Raw genomic sequence first — 18,761 nt, forward strand, 5'->3', positions numbered from 1 at the left:
TACTTTATTTTACGCCAGCGTGGTGTTTGACACGCCTACCGCCAATGTTGGCGGCAACGAACAGCCCACTACGGTCACTGCAAAGATTACGGCACCCACCGATAAGGACGTGTACGGATTTGAAGCAGCGATCATGTATGGTGGCAATGATAACTTTGCATCGGATTTACAATTGGATCCTGACGCGACTAAAGCGGCCAACGCCGGAATTTTGGCGGGAAAGTTGAATGTTCAAAGTATGGCGCCCCAAAATGAACCAAGTTATAGCCAGGATATATGGGTCGAATCGGACGGAGTGACCCCTGTTATTAAAAAGGGTGAGATGCTTGATCTCAAGCTGGTGTTCAAAATACTGCCTTTCAACAGCGAGGGTACGCGTAAGGTCAGCGTCTCACCCTATAATCCAATGGTGTTGTTCACCGACCCGTCTATACGCGCGAACACCACGGGCGATGGCTTGACGTCGATGAACTTTCCTAAATCTAGCATGAAAATGATACCGACTCAGGAAAGCCTCGGGACCATCACTATCGCTGGACCTACGGAAGGAAGTATAACGCTGACGAGAACAATCACCAGCCTTACCATGTCTTCCGTCGATTCTTACGTCTCCATGGGCTGCAAAGTCGGTTCTTACAACTTATACACTCCGGCCGATGTGCTGGCGTTTGCGAACGCGGTCAATACTTTGGGCTATACCGCTATTAACGCTACTATACAAAACGATATTGACATGACAGGAACGACTTTCGCCGGTATCGGCACCAAGGACCATCCGTTTGTAGGAACGATTTCAGGCGCGAATTACCAGAATCACACGATCAAAATCGCCCGCGTGGTAACGGACGGAAGCTCAGACGTCGGCGGTTTGGTCAACTACTTGGGTAGTGGAGGTGTTCTTGCTAATGTATCGGTGGCAGGTACTATTACTGGCGCCTTCGGCGGCGCGAACGTCGGAGGTCTTGTGGGCGTATCCACCGGTAGTTACATCTACCCGACAATCATAAGCAGCGTGTCGATATCCGGCACAGCCTCTGACGGAGCGAATATCGGCGGCATCGTCGGAGTCTCGAACTACGGTAGTAGCCGTTATGGCAAAAAAATATACAATGGCAGTATTTCCGTCACGGCGGCACAAGGCAGTAACGTCAACGTCGGCGGTATCGCGGGCACGTTTGACGGGATGGGTAAGACGACCGACTCGGACCGGATGATGTACTTTTGCTTCAATAATGGCAATATCAGCGGTGGAACCAACACAGGAAGTATCGTCGGTTCGATTAAAAACGGCATTATCAAGCAGAGCGGTAACGGCGTCTACGATGCAGCCCATAAACTATGGAGCGGCGGCGGTGCAGTCAGCGGTGGCGGCAATACCGGCGGCGTTGCCGGGCAAGCTACCGGAACGACATTCAACAATGTATTCAACACCGGCGCGGTCAGCAGTACCGGCGGCAGTACCGGCGGCATCGTCGGTTCCATTTACGGCACTGGCACAAGTGTTTTGCAATCGTACAATAAGGCCGCGGTCACCGGTTCGGATGCTTCTGTCGGCGGAATTGTGGGCAAAAACGACTCCTCCGACTCGAAAATCACAGCTAACTTCAATCTCGGCAACGTCACCGCAACGGACTCCAAGCTGAATGCAGGAGGGATTGTCGGCAAGGCCACAGCGGCTCCGGCGGTTTATACGGGCAACTACTATATTAAGACCGGCTCGATCAATTCGGACATTGGCGACGGGCTAGACAATACGACGTTTACGGATGATAGCGGGAATTCGAACGCAAACAGTGCCTCTAACCCTGATAGCTTCTCTCTTACGCAAATATTTCCAGGGGTTCCCGGTATATACATCTACAATTCGCAGCCGCCTCTTACCGACGCGGACGGGACTTATTTGCTGTCAACGGTGAGCGACATCCTCTGGTTCTACCAGACCGTAAACAATAATGTCGAATCAGGCACGCAAAACAAGATTAACGGCCGGCTTGTGAACAACATTGATATGTCCAAAGTGCCGTTGACGCAATTCTCGGGAATAGGAATAGGAACAATCAGCGGCAGAATTTATGATTGTTATGCTGGCACGTTCGATGGCGCGGGATTTACAGTGACTATCAAAAATTCCCCGCTCTTCGGCGGCTGCGTTGGCGCTACGATTAAAAACCTGACCGTTGATGGCTCGCTTAACTTTATTGAGACTGCCGGCGGCGGAGGTATCGCCAATACGATCACTAACGGCCTCATCGAAAATTGCCACAACAAAGCGGATATTAACTCAACCAACGGCTATATCGGCGGTATTGCGTATAGTGCGATGAACAGTACCATTTCGAACTGCACGAACAGCGGCAATATCACGGGAGGCACAGGTGGTCAAATCGGCGGCATTGTCGGCGATGTCGGCGGATTAGAATTCGCACCGCCGATCAATTCGGTTAGTACTGACACAGTGCCGACGCATTCGGTTATTATTAACTGCGTAAACTCAGGCAATATCACCGGGGAAAAAACAATCGGCGGCATCGCCGGGGTAACCTCAGGCAAGGATTGCACCGCCGACTTTATTAACTGCAGCAACACAGGAAAAGTAATCTCAATAGCTCAGACATCGTCCGATTATGTGGGAGGATTCGACAATCCGGCTTATACCAACGCCGCTGGCGGAATACTCGGTGGTGCAATTGACATCGCCGTGAACGTCAAAGGTTGTCAAAACTCCGGTGACGTTACGGGCACGGCGAATAACCTAGGGGGTATCGTCGGCGTTGCATCCCCAGCATGGGGCACCGAAGGCGACACGAGCATAAAGATTACGGACTCCACCAACTCTGGAAATGTAATCTGCACGGTTGACCCCAATGCCGTGAAGACGACTCCGATTAATCCAGATTATATCTACGTCGGCGGCATTATAGGCAATGCCATAGAGCGCGATCACCTAAAGGGGATTGACATCTCAGGCAACAACAGTTTCGGCAAGGTCGATAAGGGCATCGCCACAAACGGAGACCCAATTATCGCCTCGGGCAGCAAGACCGGTATCGGCGACAACAATACTAATCCACCTGGTGGTAATACTCAACCTGGTGGTAATACTCAACCTGGTGGTAACAATTCAACTGGTGGTAACAATTCAACTGGTGGTAACAATTCAACTGGTGGTAACAATCCAACTGGAAATGATAATCCAACTGGTGGTAACAATCCAACGGGTAATAGCAATCCAACAGGTAATAATAATCCAACGGGTAATAACAATCCAGCGGGTAATAACAATCCAAAGGGCAATAGCAATCCAGCGGGTAATAATAATCCATCTGTTTCTGGTACACCTGGCAGCACCGCACTTGCTGCTCAAGCGACTAAATTAGTAGCATCGAACAGCCCTAATACTACACCGATAACAAACAAATCGGTTACAGCGTCGAAACCAGAACCCGTGCAAACAAACACGGTAAAAAAACCAGGACCTGTAAAAGATGCCAGCAATACCTCGGGCAAATCGACAGCAAAAGCAACGAAACCAGTTTCAAAAAGTGCGAACGTTTATGAGATTGTCCATGATGCAATCCAAAATAATCCGATCATCATTAGAGTATTGCTTCTATTTATTGTTGCCCTAGCGGGTCTAGGAGGATTTAGGCGATACAGAAAAAGCCGCGAGCAGTAAACGCTCCGAAAATTGATAAAAATAAGAGAAAATGTGCTTAACTTAGCTTTCAACGTGCACCGCTGTTAAACGGTACACGTTGAAAAGATATATATTTCTTAGTCCAGATTAGCGCAATGATAGAGTGCCTTAAGCCTTCATAACAAATGCCTTGATTCATGGCACATTTACAAAAAAATTATTAAGGAGTGATAAATAATGAAATCCAATAAACTTTTAAAGTTCATTTCATCCTTTGCGCTGAGCATAGTACTAATGCTGGGCCTCGCGACTCCTTCATTTGCGGCGTCCACCGGCACCAATTCAACAACAACGCTTAATTTAATGGCAGCAGCCAGCACGCGTTATACCCTTGGCGAGAGGCAGAATGGAGTGTATCCCAGCGGCACCCTGCTAAGAACGTTTGAGGACCAGAATCCCAACACAAAGGTTAATGTGACCTATGACAGCTCCGGAAATCTGCTCAATCAGATGGAAGCGGATCCCAATCATACCGCCGATATTTTCATCTCTGCGGACTTGGCGCGAATGAATTCTGCGGTTACTGCAAATATCATACAATCTAGCACTGTATACAATTTGCTTAATAACCAATTGGTGCTTATCGCAAAATCAAACAGTGGTATTACCAACCTTCAATATTCAGGCGTTTTAAATTGGTTGAATGGTGATGCCAACAGGACAATTGCCGTTGGAGACCCAGCTGTTGTACCAGCAGGAACCTACACACAGCAGGTATTCGGCACTCAATGGAATGACATTTTAACTCATGCAACGGAATATAGCAACGTTACCGCTGTGTTGACCGCTGTTGTTAATGGTGTGAACCAACTCGGTTCTGTCTATGCAACTGACGCTAAAACTCAAGGTAGTAATCTTACCGTGTTAGATAGCCAAGATGTTAATATCATCTATCCTATCGGCATCACGAATGCTGCCATGAATGATACTGTCAGAAAACCAGCAGCCCAGGCACTTGTTGATTTGCTAAAAGCAGATATCGTTAACCCAGACGGTGTTTTCCAAACCGCTGGATTTAGCCCTGCGCAGTAATAGTTAAGAATAGTTAAGAATAGTTAAGAAGGCATTTGTTATAAGGCAATAGGGCATTCTATCATTGTGCTAATCAAACGACAGCGTTTGCCTTACAATAATAAACAAACGCTATCGTTCGCTATCGTTCGTGAATTGATAGAAATAAAAGTTTTACATTTAAGAAAAAAAGGATAGTCGGTTAGCTCTCAAATTGAAACTAACCAACTACCTTATCACGAAAATTTGGAGGTTATTATGATAGGAAATTTTTTAAGAAATATTCTTCACACTTTTGGCCAGGGCATTCTCAACCCTTGTATGGTTGTCTTGCTTATTATGATTGTCATCACAATCTGGCAAATTGGGGATCTCCTGATGGAGTACATCATAGAACGTAGAAAAATGAAAGAAGACATTCCGGAACTATTAAAGAAGATCAACCGCATGGGGAAAGAAAGTGCCCTACAAATCATCAAGGACAGCAAACTGCTTAAGCGTCAGAAACAGCTCGCCGTAAAACTAACTGAGGCCGAAAATATGCCAGAAAATTCTCTGGCAGCCTATGCGCAAAAACTAATAAGCATAGAAGACGCTTATTATCGGAAAATTATGGCGCCTACTGATCTGATCGCCAAACTGGGGCCAATGATCGGCCTGATGGGCACCTTGATTCCATTGGGTCCCGGAATCGTAGCCTTGGGGAAGGGCGATATCAAGACTCTTTCCAGCTCTATCGGCGTCGGTTTTGATACGACCATATCCGGAGTATTCGTCGCAGCGATTTGTTTCTCAATTTCCTATTTGAGAGGTCACTGGTATGAAGGTTATATCAGCACCAATGAAGCTATCCTAGAAAGTTTGATGGATAAAATCATTGATGTTCCTGATAAGCTAATCGGCTTAATTGATGAGAAAGGAATGAAAAAAAGCTATGAGAAGAAGATTAATCAAGTCTAGAAGAAAAAATAACCGGCAGGCAATTAACCCGATGGAAAGTGTGGTCAATTTAATTGACATCATGCTGATTTTCGCCTGCGGCTTAATGGTTTCAATTGCTTCTCTCTGGAATATTAAAATGAATCCGAGTGACCAGATTAACAAGACAAAGAGTAATAGTTATCAAGATATGGGACAGGTTTATGAAGATCCGGTGACAAAAAAAATGTATATTATTAAAACCGACGAGAGTAAAAGCAAAGATACTTCTAAAACCGGGGCGAAATAATTTATACAGCAAAAGGAGAAGATTATGTTGAACAGAGGACGACTTCAATCCAAAAGAGCCAGTTACAGGGAAGAGATAAGTCCCATGGAAAGCGTGGTAAATCTGGTTGATGTTATGCTTGTTTTTATCTGCGGACTTTTACTTTCAATTATGATTTTCTGGAATATAAACATGAAAAACTTGGTGGTCATTTTAAACCAAAAACAGCTTATAAAGATCAATAATCCGAAAGAATTAACCACGCAGATGAAAGATAAAAGTTCAAGTGGCAATGTAGGATCTGCCGTTTTGGACCCCAAGACAGGAAAAATTTATATTGTGAAGCCACAGAAAAAATAACATTGTGAAAAAATGAATAGGTTTGGATTCAGAAGTTGAGCCGATAAAAACTATCATATTTAAGTATAAACTCACATGATGATAGTCATTAAAATTGCTCAATTTCTGAAACAAGCTATAGTTATGGAACAGAGTGTGTTTAAAAATACATATCTGTTCTTTTTTTACATAATAAATTTATCAAAATCTTCAAAAAGACTTGATAAATAGTAGAAAAAATGTGGACTACATCATACAAGAGATATTTGCACGACTCACCATGTATAATTTTTGTGAAATAATCACAACACACGTAATCATACAACAGAAAAATATAAAATACAGCTATTCTCCGCCAGTAACGCTTTCAAATAAAATATTTGAAGTTTGTAATCTTGAATTGCTGTCATTTATATAATTGTAAATTAACTCTATACTGTCATTTGATAAACGGTTTATACTAATAATTTTGAATTTAAATCCCTTATAGTTAACTATTTTGTTTAAAATGCTTTTGCCTGATTTGGGAATATCTAATTCTAGGTTAAAATTAGAATTTTTTAGTTTAAAAGTTGCTTTAGTAAACTTTTTATCATTATCTACAATACTTAAAGTATAACTATTAGCTTTTTTTACTTTACCATTGTATTCTGCCCGGTATGAACCTATGTGATTATCTGGCATCAGAGCAAGATTGTCACTAAAGAATGGGCAAATTAAAAAGGCAATGAAGCCTTTTTAATTGATAAATATGCCTTTATACACAGTAGTAAAAAATATTAATTCCATAATAAAATTATAAAATTGGTAGAAATAATTAAGAACAATATGAGTTAATATCATACAATATAATGTGAAAAACTTTTATGGAGAATTATATATGAAACAAAATAAAATAATTTCAAATAACTCCACAAATTACAATTTAGTTGAGGATAGTTTTAAACATAACCATTATGGCTGGTATGCTTATCTGTATAAATATTCGCATCTTTGTTATTATTTACACCGTTGTCCATATAAAGTACCTGCTTATTGGCATCCACTTTTTTATAAATATGGCTTGCATATGAATGATGGAATGATACAAGAACGCTATTATGAACCTCAAAATAATAATATGCACCTTGTTATAAATTCTAATAATACAAAAAAGTTATCTAAACACTTTCGCAAAACTACTGATTTAACTAATTTTAAAGGTAATAAAGTTATAAACTTAAATGGATTAGCTAATTTAAATATATCTGGTAGTTCTCAATTTTCTGAAAATAGTCTTATATTAATTAAACAATCCCTAGGCGATGCTATGCCAATAATTATAGTTGACTTAAGACAAGAATCACATGGATTTATTAACGGTATAGCGATAAGTTGGTCAGGTAACAGAAACAAAGCTAATAAAGGCTTGACTAAAGAAGAAGTTTTATTTGATGAAAATACGAGATTACAACGTATCTTATTAAACAAACCATTACCTATTGGCGATAAAATATTAATACCGAAGAAGGTTGAGGCTGAAGAAAAATTAGTTCAAAGCTATGGTATGTCATATATGCGTATACCAGTAACAGACAAAGAAAAGCCTACTAATGACATGGTTGATTATTTTATAAAATTTGTTAAGTCATTGCCCAAAAATACTTGGCTGCATTTTCATTGTAAAGGTGGAGTAGGAAGAACAGGTACTTTTATGGTGATGTATGATATGATGAAAAACGCTAAAAATGTTAGTCTCCAAAATATAATGAATAGACAGGTCTTACTAGGAGGAAAGAACTTACTTAGAAATGAACTATACCTAATGAACCGCTCCAAACAAAGAGCTAAATTAATAGAAAGATTTTATATATATTGTGTTGAAAATGATGACAACTTTAAAACTACATGGTCACAATGGATTAGAACTTAGATAGACTAGATTTATTATTATATATTGTATAAATGAGTAATCTACTACATTTTTAAGTAATCTTAAACCTATACTTTGGCTAAATTGATGGTATATTCTAAAAACAGGCAGTCCAAATTTAAGATAAAATTAGACTGCCTGCTTGATGATAGACAAAATAAGAATTAGCTGCATCCTGTAGTAGAACCACAGTCAAGACATACCATACAAGTGCCGTTTCTTACCATCCTAGTGCTTGAACAAGTAGGGCATACTGCGCCATAAACTTTTTCGCCATCTATTTTTTTTATTTTTGTTTCATTTACATTAGTTTTTATAGTGTTTAATTCAGGTGAAGAATTGCCTAAAACTAAGCTGTCCTTATCATAATTTTCAGGTTTAACTTGACACCTTGAATAATCTCCCAGCTCTATATCAATTACCTTACTTATAAGGTCTGAAATTGAGGATACATATTTTATGTAGGGATGCTTCTGAACAAATCCATAAGGCTCATATTTTTGTCCCCTGAGCATTCGTGATATATCCTGAGGTGGAACATGGTATTGCAGCATAACGGATATTGCTTTAGATAGGGAATTTAGAAGTCCCATTATTATGGTACCCTCTCTATCTGTAGTTATATATATTTCAGATATTTCATCATTAGAATTTCTGTTTACTGTAGTGTATATCTTGACGTCATCTATTTGAGCAGGGTGTGTAGTTCCTGTGCGAATTCCAATAATTTTATCTCGCTTTGAATATTTTATTCCCTTTTGCAGTTCCTTTACCTTTGATAAAAGTTGGTTATAGGTAAAATCTTCGATATTTATATCATTGGAATCTGACAAAGTGGTATTTAAAGGCTGAGCAGCTTTAGAAGAATCCCTATAAAGGGTAATGCCTTTAACTCCCAGTTTCCAAGAGGTAAGGACAACATCTTTAAAATCTTGTACTGAAGCAGTTTTGGGTAAATTTACAGTTTTAGAAACGGAACCTGATATAAGAGGGGTCAAAGAGGCTACCATCTTTACATGTCCCATAGGATCAATATATCTTTCACCGCTGCCGCATTTATTTGAAGTATCAAATATACTTAGGTGTTCATCTTTTAAATGAGGCGCACCTTCTATTTTGCCATCCAGTATTTTTTCATAAGTATAGTCATTTTCACATACATTTTCCTTTTCGAGTACATAGGACAGTATGTTTTCTATTTGTTCAGAGGTATAACCTAGGTTTTTAAGGGCAATGGTTATTACAGGATTTATAATAGTCATAAATCCTCCTCCAGATAATTTCTTATAAACAATGTGACTGAAAAATGGTTCTATTGAAGTAGCTCCACAGTCCATGGCAAAGGATATGGTTCCTGTAGGGGCTATAACTGAAACTTGGGCATTTCTGTATCCAAATTTGATACCACTTTTAAGCGCATTTATCCAGCAATCTTTTAAAGTCTTTCCTATGTAAGAAAGTCCTTCCTTTTTTAGAACGCTGTGGTTTACTTTTAACGGAACATAATTTAGATCTTCAAATTCATTTGAAAAGTTATTCCCTAGAATTGCTCGGAGAGACTCCATATCTACGGAGGCCGCTCTAGCATGATTCCTCAAAACTCTCATCATATAGGGCTTATTTATTTCAAATTTTTTAAAGGCACCTATCTCTTTTGCCATAAGAGAAGACACATAATAAGACTCACCTGTAAGTATCCCAACAAGTGATGCAGCTAAAGTTCTAGCTTCATCCGAATCGTAAGGATAACCCATAACCATAAATAGCGAAGCTATATTTGATATACCAAGTCCTGTAGTTCTAAAAAGATAAGTTTTTCTGGCTATATCTTCTGTAGGAAATTGTCCCCAGTGTATTGAAGATTCAAGAATAAGCTGAACAAGATCTATTATGTGCAAATAGCCCTCTATGTCAAAAGTGTTATTAGTTATATTGTAGAACTTGTATATATTTATAGAAGCAAGGTTACAGGAAGTATCATCCAAAAAAGCATATTCTCCGCAGGGGTTTGTAGAATTTATCCTGTTATAAGGAGCATTTAGTCTTCCATCTTCACCTGCAGGACAGGTATGCCAGGCGTTAAATGTAGTACTGAACTGAGGTGCAGGATCAGCACATTTCCAGGCAGAATTATTAAAGGCATCCCATATGCTTTTTACTTTTTCTATCTTATTAAGTCTTGGGTCAGTTCTACCAGTAAGCTCAATGGTATCATCTGGATTTTCTTCTAATTTGTTTACTTTATTCATAAATTCATCGGAAAATCTTACTGAATTATTACTGTTTTGGCCAGATACAGTTTCGTAAGCTTCACCATCGATATCTGTATCATAGCCCATTTTACCAAGAGCTCTTACTTTGTCTTCTTCTTTGGATTTCCAGTTTATAAAGTCCATTATTTCTGGATGATTTACATCAAGGCATACCATTTTTGCAGCTCTTCTTGTAGTACCACCAGATTTAATAGCTCCTGCATTTTTATCCAATGCTTTTAAAAAACTCATAAGTCCGGAAGAAGAACCTCCACCAGATAATTTTTCACCTTTTGCTCTTATAGTAGAAAAATTAGTGCCAGTTCCAGAACCTCCCTTAAATAATTTTGTCTCTGTGACAAATTGATTTGATATGGAATGTGATCCTAAAAGTTTATCTTCAATAGAAAGTATAAAGCAAGCAGAAGCCTGGGTTCTTGTATAATTATCTTTAGACTCTACTACTTTATTGAGGTTTTCATCGAAGTAGTAATTTCCCTGTTTAGCACCGCATATGTCATAAGATAGTTTAAGACCTGTATTAAACCATTGAGGAGAATTAGGAGCACACATCTGATTTAAGAGAGCATATGCACATTCATCATAAAAAATAGAAGACTCCTCTTCTGTATTTATAAGTCCTTCATCTTTTAGTGATTCACACCAGAAGTTTACCATCCTGTGAGTTACAGATTTCATACTATTTTCATAACCATTTTCTCCGGGAACTCCAGCTTTTCTAAAGTATTTAGAAGCTATTATATCGCAAGCATTTTGAGAATAATTTTCAGGAAACTCTAGATTTTTCATATCAACTAACACTTTTCCTGTTTTATGATCTTTTAAGAACACGTCAACTTTTTTCCATTTAAATAGATCATATACTGTTTTATTATTGTTGTGTTTAAGAGATTTTGTAAAGTATCTTTTAAACAAATCTTTAATGCAGTCCAATTGGCCTACCTCCTAATAATATTTAAGGATTTTTTTAATTAAAGCCTTATATGAAATTGCTAGTTTTCATAAGTATAATTAAATAAAAATACTATATATAGTATAGTAAAAAAATATGCTGTACTATATATAGTGATTTTATATTCATATTATATGATATATTCTAGAAAAACTCAATTCATAATATATATTATATTTTAGCATATGAAGAAAATAACATAGTTTTTTTCTTCATATGCTTTTATTTTGCAATTATAATGATTTATAATTTAAATATATGTTTTTAAATATTAAATTTTTAAGGAGAGCAAATTATATGATAAGAAAATTTGAACGTTACATACCAGATATAGATAAAAGCTGTTTTGTAGTAGATAATGCAGAAGTTATAGGAAAAGTTAAACTTTGTAAAAATGTAAATATATGGTTTGGGGCTGTGCTTAGAGGTGATGTAAGTAATATATATGTAGGAAAAGGAAGTAATATACAGGATAATTGCACTGTTCATACTGGTGAAAAAAGTCCAGCAGAGATAGGAGAATATGTTACTGTTGGTCATAATGCAGTGATACATGGAGCCAAAATTGGAGATAATTCCTTAATTGGTATGGGCTCTATAATTTTAGATAATGCGGAAATTGGTTCGGAGAGCATCATAGGGGCAGGAAGTTTGGTAACTAAAAATAAAAAAATACCGTCAGGGGTGTTATGCATGGGTTCACCTGCAAAGGTAATTAGAAAACTTACTTTGGAAGAAAAGAAGTCTCTTAGGCGGTCAGCAGAAGACTATATTGAGAGGGCTAAAAATTATAGTGAATATTAAAAAACAGTATATTAATCACATATTTATAAAGCTTGCATAAAAATAATATAGTAATAATATTTAGGGGAATTTATATGCCAATATTTAAACTGGACTCCAGAGGCACTCAGGGCCTTATCCTGAATCAGAACCTGAAACTAGGTCTATGGTAGTATTTATAAATAGTCATAATTTTAGACTAGTTTCGGCATATCACAGTCAGGGTGAGGTTATTTACTGGCAGTACAATGCACTTACACCTCCAGAATCAAGGAGGATAGGAGAATTGTTTGCTAGGGTAAGTGGATATAGATTAGAGCAGACTTCAGGGATAACATCTTATTCAGGATATAAGGATTGGTTCATAAAAAGCCATGGCAGACCTGGGTTTACTATAGAAGTTGGAAAAGGTACTAATCCACTTCCAATAACCCAATTTCCAAAAATATATAATAACAATGAAGAAATTCTTTTGTTAGCCTCAGTTATATAAGTGCTTATTTATATATATCTACTAAAAGACCACTTATATCATCTATAGTAGCTGCTACGCTTAAGTTATCTTTTTGTTCACTCATGAGCATATTAGTTAGCTCCTCCAATTTACTATCTATAGTATCTACAGTTATGAAATATTGAGTTTGCCAGAAGCTTATATCCTTTTTTATGCTATACATGTAACTTAAGACGGATTCAAGGTATTCTTTTATCATTTTTTTATAAGATCTTACATCTGAATAGCATTTTGTTATAGCAAGTCTGTTTCCTTTCTTTTTTATACTATCAAACATATTTTTAAGTTCCTGCTCTGACTTTTTCTCCATTTGTGAATTAAAACTCTGGGAAAAGTCCTTTTTAACAGATATATTTTTATTGCTTGAAGAAGGTTTAGAAGTTACACCAATTCTAGAAATTTCCATAATAGTCCTCCGCATTTTTATTTATAGGGATTCTAGTTTAGTAATTAATTAGAATCTATATAAAAAAATATTATATACTTATTATATATAATATTTTGTGAAAAATATAGTTAATTGCATTTAAAATTAAATTAAAATATATATTTTTTGATTTTAAAAATATATCAACATATATTATCCTGTAGAGTATCATTTTGTAACAACAATAATTATTTAATGTGTATAAGATTGAGGTGAATTCAAAAAATAGAATGAAAGGCAGGGGATTTTATGTGGTACAAAAAAAGTATTGAAGAAATAACAAGAGAATTGGGTACAGATGTGATAAATGGCTTAACATCTGAGGAAGCTTCAGTTAGAATAAAAAAATATGGAGAAAATAAGCTAATTGAAAAAAAGAAGAAATCAATTTTAAAGCTTTTATTTGAACAAATAAATGATGTACTTATATATATATTACTTGCAGCGGCAGTGGTTTCAGCGGCACTTGGTGAAATAAGTGATGCAATCATAATAATGGTTGTAGTTGTATTAAATGCAGTAATAGGCTTAATTCAAGAATCAAAAGCTGAAAAAGCATTGGATTCTCTAAAAAACTTTCAGTGCCTAAAGCATTGGTTAAAAGAAATGGAGAAGTTATAGAGATTTCTTCTGAAAACATAGTCGTGGGAGATATAATCATATTAGATGCGGGTAAGTACGTTCCTTGTGATTTAAGACTGGTTGAAATCGGAAATTTAAAAATAGAGGAATCTGCATTAACGGGGGAATCTGTGCCTTCTGATAAGTATGTAGAAGATATTTTAGAAGATCAAGATATAGCTCTTGGAGATCAAAAAAATATGGCATTTATGTCCACACTAGTTACTTATGGAAGAGGGGTAGGTGTGGCTGTGGCAACCGGGATGAATACTGAAATAGGTAAAATAGCCAAAATGTTAGATAATGATGAAAAAAATTTAACTCCACTTCAGAAAAAATTAAGCCAGCTTGGAAAAATGCTAGGCTTTGTAGTTATTATTATATGCGTACTTATGTTTATAACATCATTGATTCAAAAGAGAGATTTATTTGAGATGTTTTTAACAGCTATAAGTTTAGCTGTGGCTGCTATTCCTGAAGGTCTGCCAGCTATGGTTACTATAGTGCTTGCAGTAGGAGTACAGAGGATGATAGGTAAAAATGCAATAATTAGAAAACTCCCAGCTATAGAAACACTCGGTTCTGTAAATATAATATGTTCAGATAAGACAGGGACTTTGACTCAGAATAAGATGACTGTTACAGAGTTTTATGCAGACAATATTTTAAATAACATTTCAGCTGTTGATTTAAAAAATAATATACATAAAGAACTTGTAGAAAATATGGTACTTTGTAATGATGCTACTTATTCGGAAAGTTCTAAGACTGGAGATCCTACTGAGATTGCACTTTTGGAAATGGGGGCTAAATTCAATGTATTTAAATCTGATGAAAGTAAAGAACATAGTAGGGTAAATGAAATACCTTTTGATTCAGATAGAAAACTTATGACTACTTTAAATAAATATGGGAATAAGTATCGTATAATTACGAAAGGTGCAGTAGATAATTTAATCAAAATTTGTAATCATATATATTTAAAGGGAGAAGTCGTTTCTTTCACAGAAGAATTAAAGTCAAATGTAATTAATGCTGTAAATTCTATGTCAAACGAAGCACTTAGAGTTTTGGCAGTTGCTTTTAAAGCTGTAGATTCACCTAAAATTGAAATTAACTCTATGGAAGGTGACTTGACATTTGTGGGCCTTGTGGGAATGATAGATCCGCCTAGAGAAAATGTAAAAAAATCTATAGACGAGTGTAAAAAATCTGGCATAGGGGTAGTCATGATAACTGGAGACCATAAAAATACCGCTTTTGCCATAGCAAAAGAACTTGGTATAGCAGATCATGAGTCTCAGGCTATATTAGGAGCTGAATTTGATAAATTATCAGAAAAAGATATACATGATAGAATCGATAGCATAAAGGTTTTTGCAAGAGTGTCTCCAGAGCATAAAGTAAATATAGTAAAGGCATTAAAGAAAAAAGGGAATACAGTATCTATGACAGGAGATGGTGTAAATGATGCACCTTCATTAAAAACTGCAGATATAGGCGTAGCTATGGGAATTACCGGAACAGATGTGGCAAAAGGTGCTGCAGATATGGTGCTTACAGATGATAATTTTTCAACTATAGTGGAAGCTGTAAAACAAGGAAGAAATATATATAATAATATAAGAAAATCTATAGTATTTCTTCTTTCATGTAATATAGGAGAAATAATAGCACTGTTTATGGCAATAGTTTTGGGGTGGCCTACAATTTTAAGACCAATTCATCTTCTTTGGGTAAATCTTATAACAGATAGTCTTCCAGCTTTGGCTCTTGGAGTAGATCCTGATGATCCTGATATAATGAAAGAAAAACCTAGAGATCCACGTAAAGGATTATTTTCAGGTAAGAGCGGAGTATTTTTAGTAGTGAATGGTGTTTTAATAGGAGTACTTACCTTAGGTGCTTTTTATATAGGAACTAAGCTGTATCCTAATTCACTTATACATGCGCAGACTATGGCTTTTGTAGTGTTAAGTGTATCACAGCTATTTTATACTTTAAGTATTAGGCATCATGAAAAATCAATGTTTGAAATTGGAATTTTCAGTAATAAGTATTTAATAGGGGCAATAGTTCTCGGTATAATAATGCAAAGTATAGTTATTACGATACCCTTCTTGTCTTCTGTATTTAAAGTGTTTAAACTTACAATAAATGATTGGATATTTGTATTAGCACTTTCTTTGGTACCTCTTTTAGTGAATGAAATTATAAAGCTTGTTTATAGAAAATCAGTAAGGAATATTTCATAGAAAATTTAAAGTTTCTAAGTGAAAAATCAACTTATTCTCCGGATATTTTTACAACTTTCAGCTCATTAAATATTTTGATAAGTCTAAGTAAAAAATTCTAAAAAAGCTAAAAACTTTTGAAAACTCGTACCTCAAACAATTCAAAAGTTCTAAGTTTTTACGAATTTTTTTCTAAGACTTATATACAAAATATTTAAAAGAGCTTCATTATTGTAAAAATACGCCTGCGTATAAGTTGATTTTTAAGTTAGAATACCTATGGAGATTGTAGAGCTAACTATCTATACATGAATGATTCTAATTGAAATTTGTTAGTATATGGCTGGTATAAGTAAACTTTCTATTTAGAAGTTTCATGTTATTTGTTGTTTTTAAGTCTTGTTCCGTTTTCATCTTGTAGGATAAGGTGTCTTTTCATGAGTCCACCTAAAGCATTTTTAAAATAATTTTTACTTTCATGAAAGGTATTTCTTATATCTTCTGGAGAACTTTTGTCATTGTATGGCATGAAACCATTATGATTTTCTAAATAATCTAATATAGACTCTTCTAAGGATAATCTTTCATTTTTAGGTACACTTCTAGGAGTGAGTCCTAGTTTGCCATCTTCGTATATTTTTTTTATTCTTAAATTGAGTTCATCCCCGGGATAAATATCTGTAAAATATTCATTATTCAATATAACCCCTCGGTAAAGATTATCTACGGCAACCATAGCACTGTTATTGGTTTGAAATCCATAAATAATTCCTTTTACTTCACTGCTAAGTTTGTATTTTTCATCTTCTTCATTGTTCTCAACATCTAAGGTAAGCAGATATCTGTCTATATCCGTAGTAGCTGCAATTCTATTGGTTTTATCTACATATAGATAAAATAAATAGGACTTTTCTGGAGTCAGCTTATATTTTTGTTCTGCTAAAGGTACAAGTACATCTCTTTCCAAGCCTATATCTACGAAACTTCCGAAACTAGTATTAGCTACAACTCTTAAATATGCAAGTTCACCTATTTCTGCCTTAGGTTTTTTTAAAGTGGATATTATTCTGTCTTTTGAGTCCTTATATATGAATGCATTGACTTCATCGCCAATGGAAAGGGTATCCTCAGTAATATCGCTTTTAGGAAGAAGTATATCGTCTTTAGTTCTACCTGTTCCTGCATCTAAGTAGTATCCGAAATTTGCTTCTCTTACTATTCTTAGTTTGTTAAATTTCCCTATTAGTATCAACTATATTTTCACTCCCCTGTAATGTTTAAAATACTTCTACTTCAAACATATTATATAATAATATTATAGTTACTGCCAGTTAAGTTAGTATTTAAAGTAGGTTTTATATGATGGCTATCTGAAGAACTTTACCAAAATATATTTATATCCAACTGAAGCTGGCTTTTTGAAATATAGTATTGGATTTTCTCTAGAATATTTTTCCCAAAGTCTTCTTTTTTATTAATATTATTGAATTTGAATTTATTAAAATGTTAGTACATAAAAAGAATAAATAAATTCATGTTAAACAAAAATAATCTACCTGTTAACATTTATTTTTAACTTCTGTACTATTATAGATTTATTTTTAAATTTTGATCTAATACCTATCAGGTACTTGCTTCCAGGAATGTAACTTATTATACAGCAAATAATAGGAGTTATTATTATAGTTACTAAAAGTTTTATTAATGGACTATATAGATAGTGAGTTGAAGGTATCTTTTCTGACCATTTTTGAATAACAATAATATGGAGCATATATGCCGGAAAAGAGTATTTTCCTATAAATGATAGTAAAATACTAATTTTTTTGCTGACAGTGTCTATGTAGAGAGACAGCATATAGAAGAAAATTATTGCTGTAGTTACATATACTATATATAAAGCATGGTCAAATTTTATAAATGGAAGTGGATTACCTATAAAATCTTTTATATCATCATAATAAAAATATGATAAAAGTATAGTGTATCCACCAATAAGTACATATTTGTATTTTTTTACCATAACTTTTAAATTCGTATAATTAAAAATCATATATGCTCCAACTACAAAATAGAAAATCCATAGTAAAGGTGTTATGTTTACAAAACTTTGCTGTAATTTAGAAGGATTTCCAAATAATAATTTCCCAATTGTAGAAGTAACATAATTGTTGTTTTTTAGTATTAAGTAGTATAGTACAAAAGAAAATATAAAAAACGATTTTTTTATAAAAGTGCTTGTACCATTTAATTTCTTTATAAATAGAAAGATTAAGGGTATATATAAATATAACCTGATTATCATGCCCATATACCATAAATGATAAGCAGAATTACCAGTAATTATTTGTCCTATAAAGTTGGTAAAACCATAAGTGCTGTGATTTAAAACTAAATCATTTATAAGGGAACAAAAGATATAAGGTAAAATTAAAAATTTTAGTTTTTTTATATAAAAATTTAATACGTTCATATGATCATAATATACATAAATGAGGCATATGGCAGTTAATGCTACAAATATAGGTACAGCAGTTTTACCTATTGAATAAATAAATTTTGAAATAAGTCTATTTTCTAGAGAAATATCTTTTATAAAAGAATAACCGCCAAAAGTGTGCTGTATTACTACTAAAATAAAAGCAATTCCTCTCATTATGTCTAATTCTGCTAATCTATCTTTAGTCATATTTTCCTCCTCCTAAGTAAAAAATATCCTTGTACAGTTTACACTTATCTGAATAAAAAGGCAATTTCTTAGGATTTAAGATTAAACTCATAAATAGCTTTA

The 18,761-nt window shown here is 35.3% G+C and carries 12 protein-coding genes and 2 pseudogenes; 9 read left to right on the plus strand and 5 right to left on the minus strand.

Going from position 1 to position 18,761, the window contains the following annotated elements; all coding sequences use genetic code 11:
• Positions 1 to 19: 19 nt before the first annotated feature.
• From WY13_RS21395 to WY13_RS15610, 5 genes are all read left to right on the plus strand, one after another.
• A complete protein-coding gene (locus tag WY13_RS21395) occupies positions 20 to 3,676 on the plus strand; it encodes a beta strand repeat-containing protein (RefSeq protein ID WP_204377971.1) in 3,657 nt (1,218 codons plus the stop codon).
• Positions 3,677 to 3,874: 198 nt separating this feature from the next.
• On the plus strand, positions 3,875 to 4,729 hold the full coding sequence (modA, locus tag WY13_RS15595; RefSeq protein WP_063556520.1) for a molybdate ABC transporter substrate-binding protein: 855 nt from the start codon (positions 3,875 to 3,877) through the stop codon (positions 4,727 to 4,729).
• Positions 4,730 to 4,966: 237 nt separating this feature from the next.
• Positions 4,967 to 5,668 (plus strand): MotA/TolQ/ExbB proton channel family protein, encoded by a 702-nt coding sequence (locus tag WY13_RS15600; protein WP_063556521.1) that lies wholly within the window; start codon positions 4,967 to 4,969, stop codon positions 5,666 to 5,668.
• Positions 5,643 to 5,936: a DUF2149 domain-containing protein gene (locus tag WY13_RS15605; RefSeq protein WP_082848537.1), complete on the plus strand. Its 294-nt coding sequence runs from the start codon at positions 5,643 to 5,645 to the stop codon at positions 5,934 to 5,936. Before WY13_RS15600 ends, WY13_RS15605 begins: the two co-directional genes overlap by 26 nt.
• Before the next feature lie 24 nt (positions 5,937 to 5,960).
• Complete coding sequence (locus WY13_RS15610; protein WP_063556523.1) at positions 5,961 to 6,275, plus strand: DUF2149 domain-containing protein; 315 nt, start codon at positions 5,961 to 5,963, stop codon at positions 6,273 to 6,275.
• A 324-nt stretch (positions 6,276 to 6,599) separates the two neighbouring features.
• Here WY13_RS15610 and WY13_RS21180 read toward each other — a convergent pair whose 3' ends face one another.
• A complete protein-coding gene (locus tag WY13_RS21180) occupies positions 6,600 to 6,938 on the minus strand; it encodes a hypothetical protein (protein ID WP_063556524.1) in 339 nt (112 codons plus the stop codon).
• Between the two features lie 196 nt (positions 6,939 to 7,134).
• Between WY13_RS21180 and WY13_RS15620 the strand changes: the two genes are divergently transcribed.
• Complete coding sequence (locus WY13_RS15620) at positions 7,135 to 8,166, plus strand: fused DSP-PTPase phosphatase/NAD kinase-like protein (RefSeq protein ID WP_063556525.1); 1,032 nt, start codon at positions 7,135 to 7,137, stop codon at positions 8,164 to 8,166.
• Between the two features lie 164 nt (positions 8,167 to 8,330).
• On the opposite strand, the gene WY13_RS15625 is transcribed toward WY13_RS15620, so the two are convergent.
• Positions 8,331 to 11,372: a vitamin B12-dependent ribonucleotide reductase gene (locus tag WY13_RS15625; RefSeq protein WP_063556526.1), complete on the minus strand. Its 3,042-nt coding sequence runs from the start codon at positions 11,370 to 11,372 to the stop codon at positions 8,331 to 8,333.
• 316 nt (positions 11,373 to 11,688) lie between these two features.
• Here WY13_RS15625 and WY13_RS15630 point away from each other — a divergent pair, with 316 nt between their 5' ends.
• Both WY13_RS15630 and WY13_RS20710 read left to right on the plus strand, forming a co-directional pair.
• Positions 11,689 to 12,195 (plus strand): gamma carbonic anhydrase family protein, encoded by a 507-nt coding sequence (locus WY13_RS15630; protein WP_063556527.1) that lies wholly within the window; start codon positions 11,689 to 11,691, stop codon positions 12,193 to 12,195.
• A gap of 91 nt (positions 12,196 to 12,286) precedes the next feature.
• A pseudogene (locus WY13_RS20710) lies at positions 12,287 to 12,667 on the plus strand (M14 family zinc carboxypeptidase); the annotation flags it as partial.
• A gap of 4 nt (positions 12,668 to 12,671) precedes the next feature.
• Here WY13_RS20710 and WY13_RS15640 read toward each other — a convergent pair.
• Positions 12,672 to 13,094 carry a YaaR family protein gene (locus WY13_RS15640; RefSeq protein WP_063556529.1) on the minus strand — a complete coding sequence of 141 codons (423 nt, stop codon included), beginning with the start codon at positions 13,092 to 13,094 and terminating at the stop codon, positions 12,672 to 12,674.
• A gap of 270 nt (positions 13,095 to 13,364) precedes the next feature.
• On the opposite strand from WY13_RS15640, the pseudogene WY13_RS15645 reads away from it, so the two are divergent.
• Positions 13,365 to 15,991: pseudogene (locus tag WY13_RS15645) on the plus strand (calcium-translocating P-type ATPase, PMCA-type).
• A 358-nt stretch (positions 15,992 to 16,349) separates the two neighbouring features.
• Here the strand turns inward: WY13_RS15645 and WY13_RS15650 are convergent.
• Complete coding sequence (locus WY13_RS15650) at positions 16,350 to 17,222, minus strand: CvfB family protein (RefSeq protein WP_063556530.1); 873 nt, start codon at positions 17,220 to 17,222, stop codon at positions 16,350 to 16,352.
• A 300-nt stretch (positions 17,223 to 17,522) separates the two neighbouring features.
• Positions 17,523 to 18,659: an acyltransferase gene (locus WY13_RS15655; RefSeq protein WP_063556531.1), complete on the minus strand. Its 1,137-nt coding sequence runs from the start codon at positions 18,657 to 18,659 to the stop codon at positions 17,523 to 17,525.
• Positions 18,660 to 18,761: the final 102 nt, after the last annotated feature.

Origin of the sequence: Clostridium ljungdahlii (genome assembly GCF_001636845.1) — a bacterium.
Classification (GTDB): domain Bacteria; phylum Bacillota; class Clostridia; order Clostridiales; family Clostridiaceae; genus Clostridium_B; species Clostridium_B ljungdahlii_A.

Excerpts from the sequence above, each read along its gene's own strand:
- modA (WP_063556520.1), top strand. The coding sequence starts at position 3,875 with ATGAAATCCAATAAACTTTTAAAGTTCATTTCATCCTTTGCGCTGAGC.
- WY13_RS15600 (WP_063556521.1), top strand. The coding sequence starts at position 4,967 with ATGATAGGAAATTTTTTAAGAAATATTCTTCACACTTTTGGCCAGGGC.
- WY13_RS15605 (WP_082848537.1), top strand. The coding sequence starts at position 5,643 with ATGAGAAGAAGATTAATCAAGTCTAGAAGAAAAAATAACCGGCAGGCA.
- WY13_RS15610 (WP_063556523.1), top strand. The coding sequence starts at position 5,961 with ATGTTGAACAGAGGACGACTTCAATCCAAAAGAGCCAGTTACAGGGAA.
- WY13_RS21180 (WP_063556524.1), bottom strand. The coding sequence starts at position 6,938 with ATGCCAGATAATCACATAGGTTCATACCGGGCAGAATACAATGGTAAA.
- WY13_RS15620 (WP_063556525.1), top strand. The coding sequence starts at position 7,135 with ATGAAACAAAATAAAATAATTTCAAATAACTCCACAAATTACAATTTA.
- WY13_RS15630 (WP_063556527.1), top strand. The coding sequence starts at position 11,689 with ATGATAAGAAAATTTGAACGTTACATACCAGATATAGATAAAAGCTGT.
- WY13_RS15640 (WP_063556529.1), bottom strand. The coding sequence starts at position 13,094 with ATGGAAATTTCTAGAATTGGTGTAACTTCTAAACCTTCTTCAAGCAAT.
- WY13_RS15655 (WP_063556531.1), bottom strand. The coding sequence starts at position 18,659 with ATGACTAAAGATAGATTAGCAGAATTAGACATAATGAGAGGAATTGCT.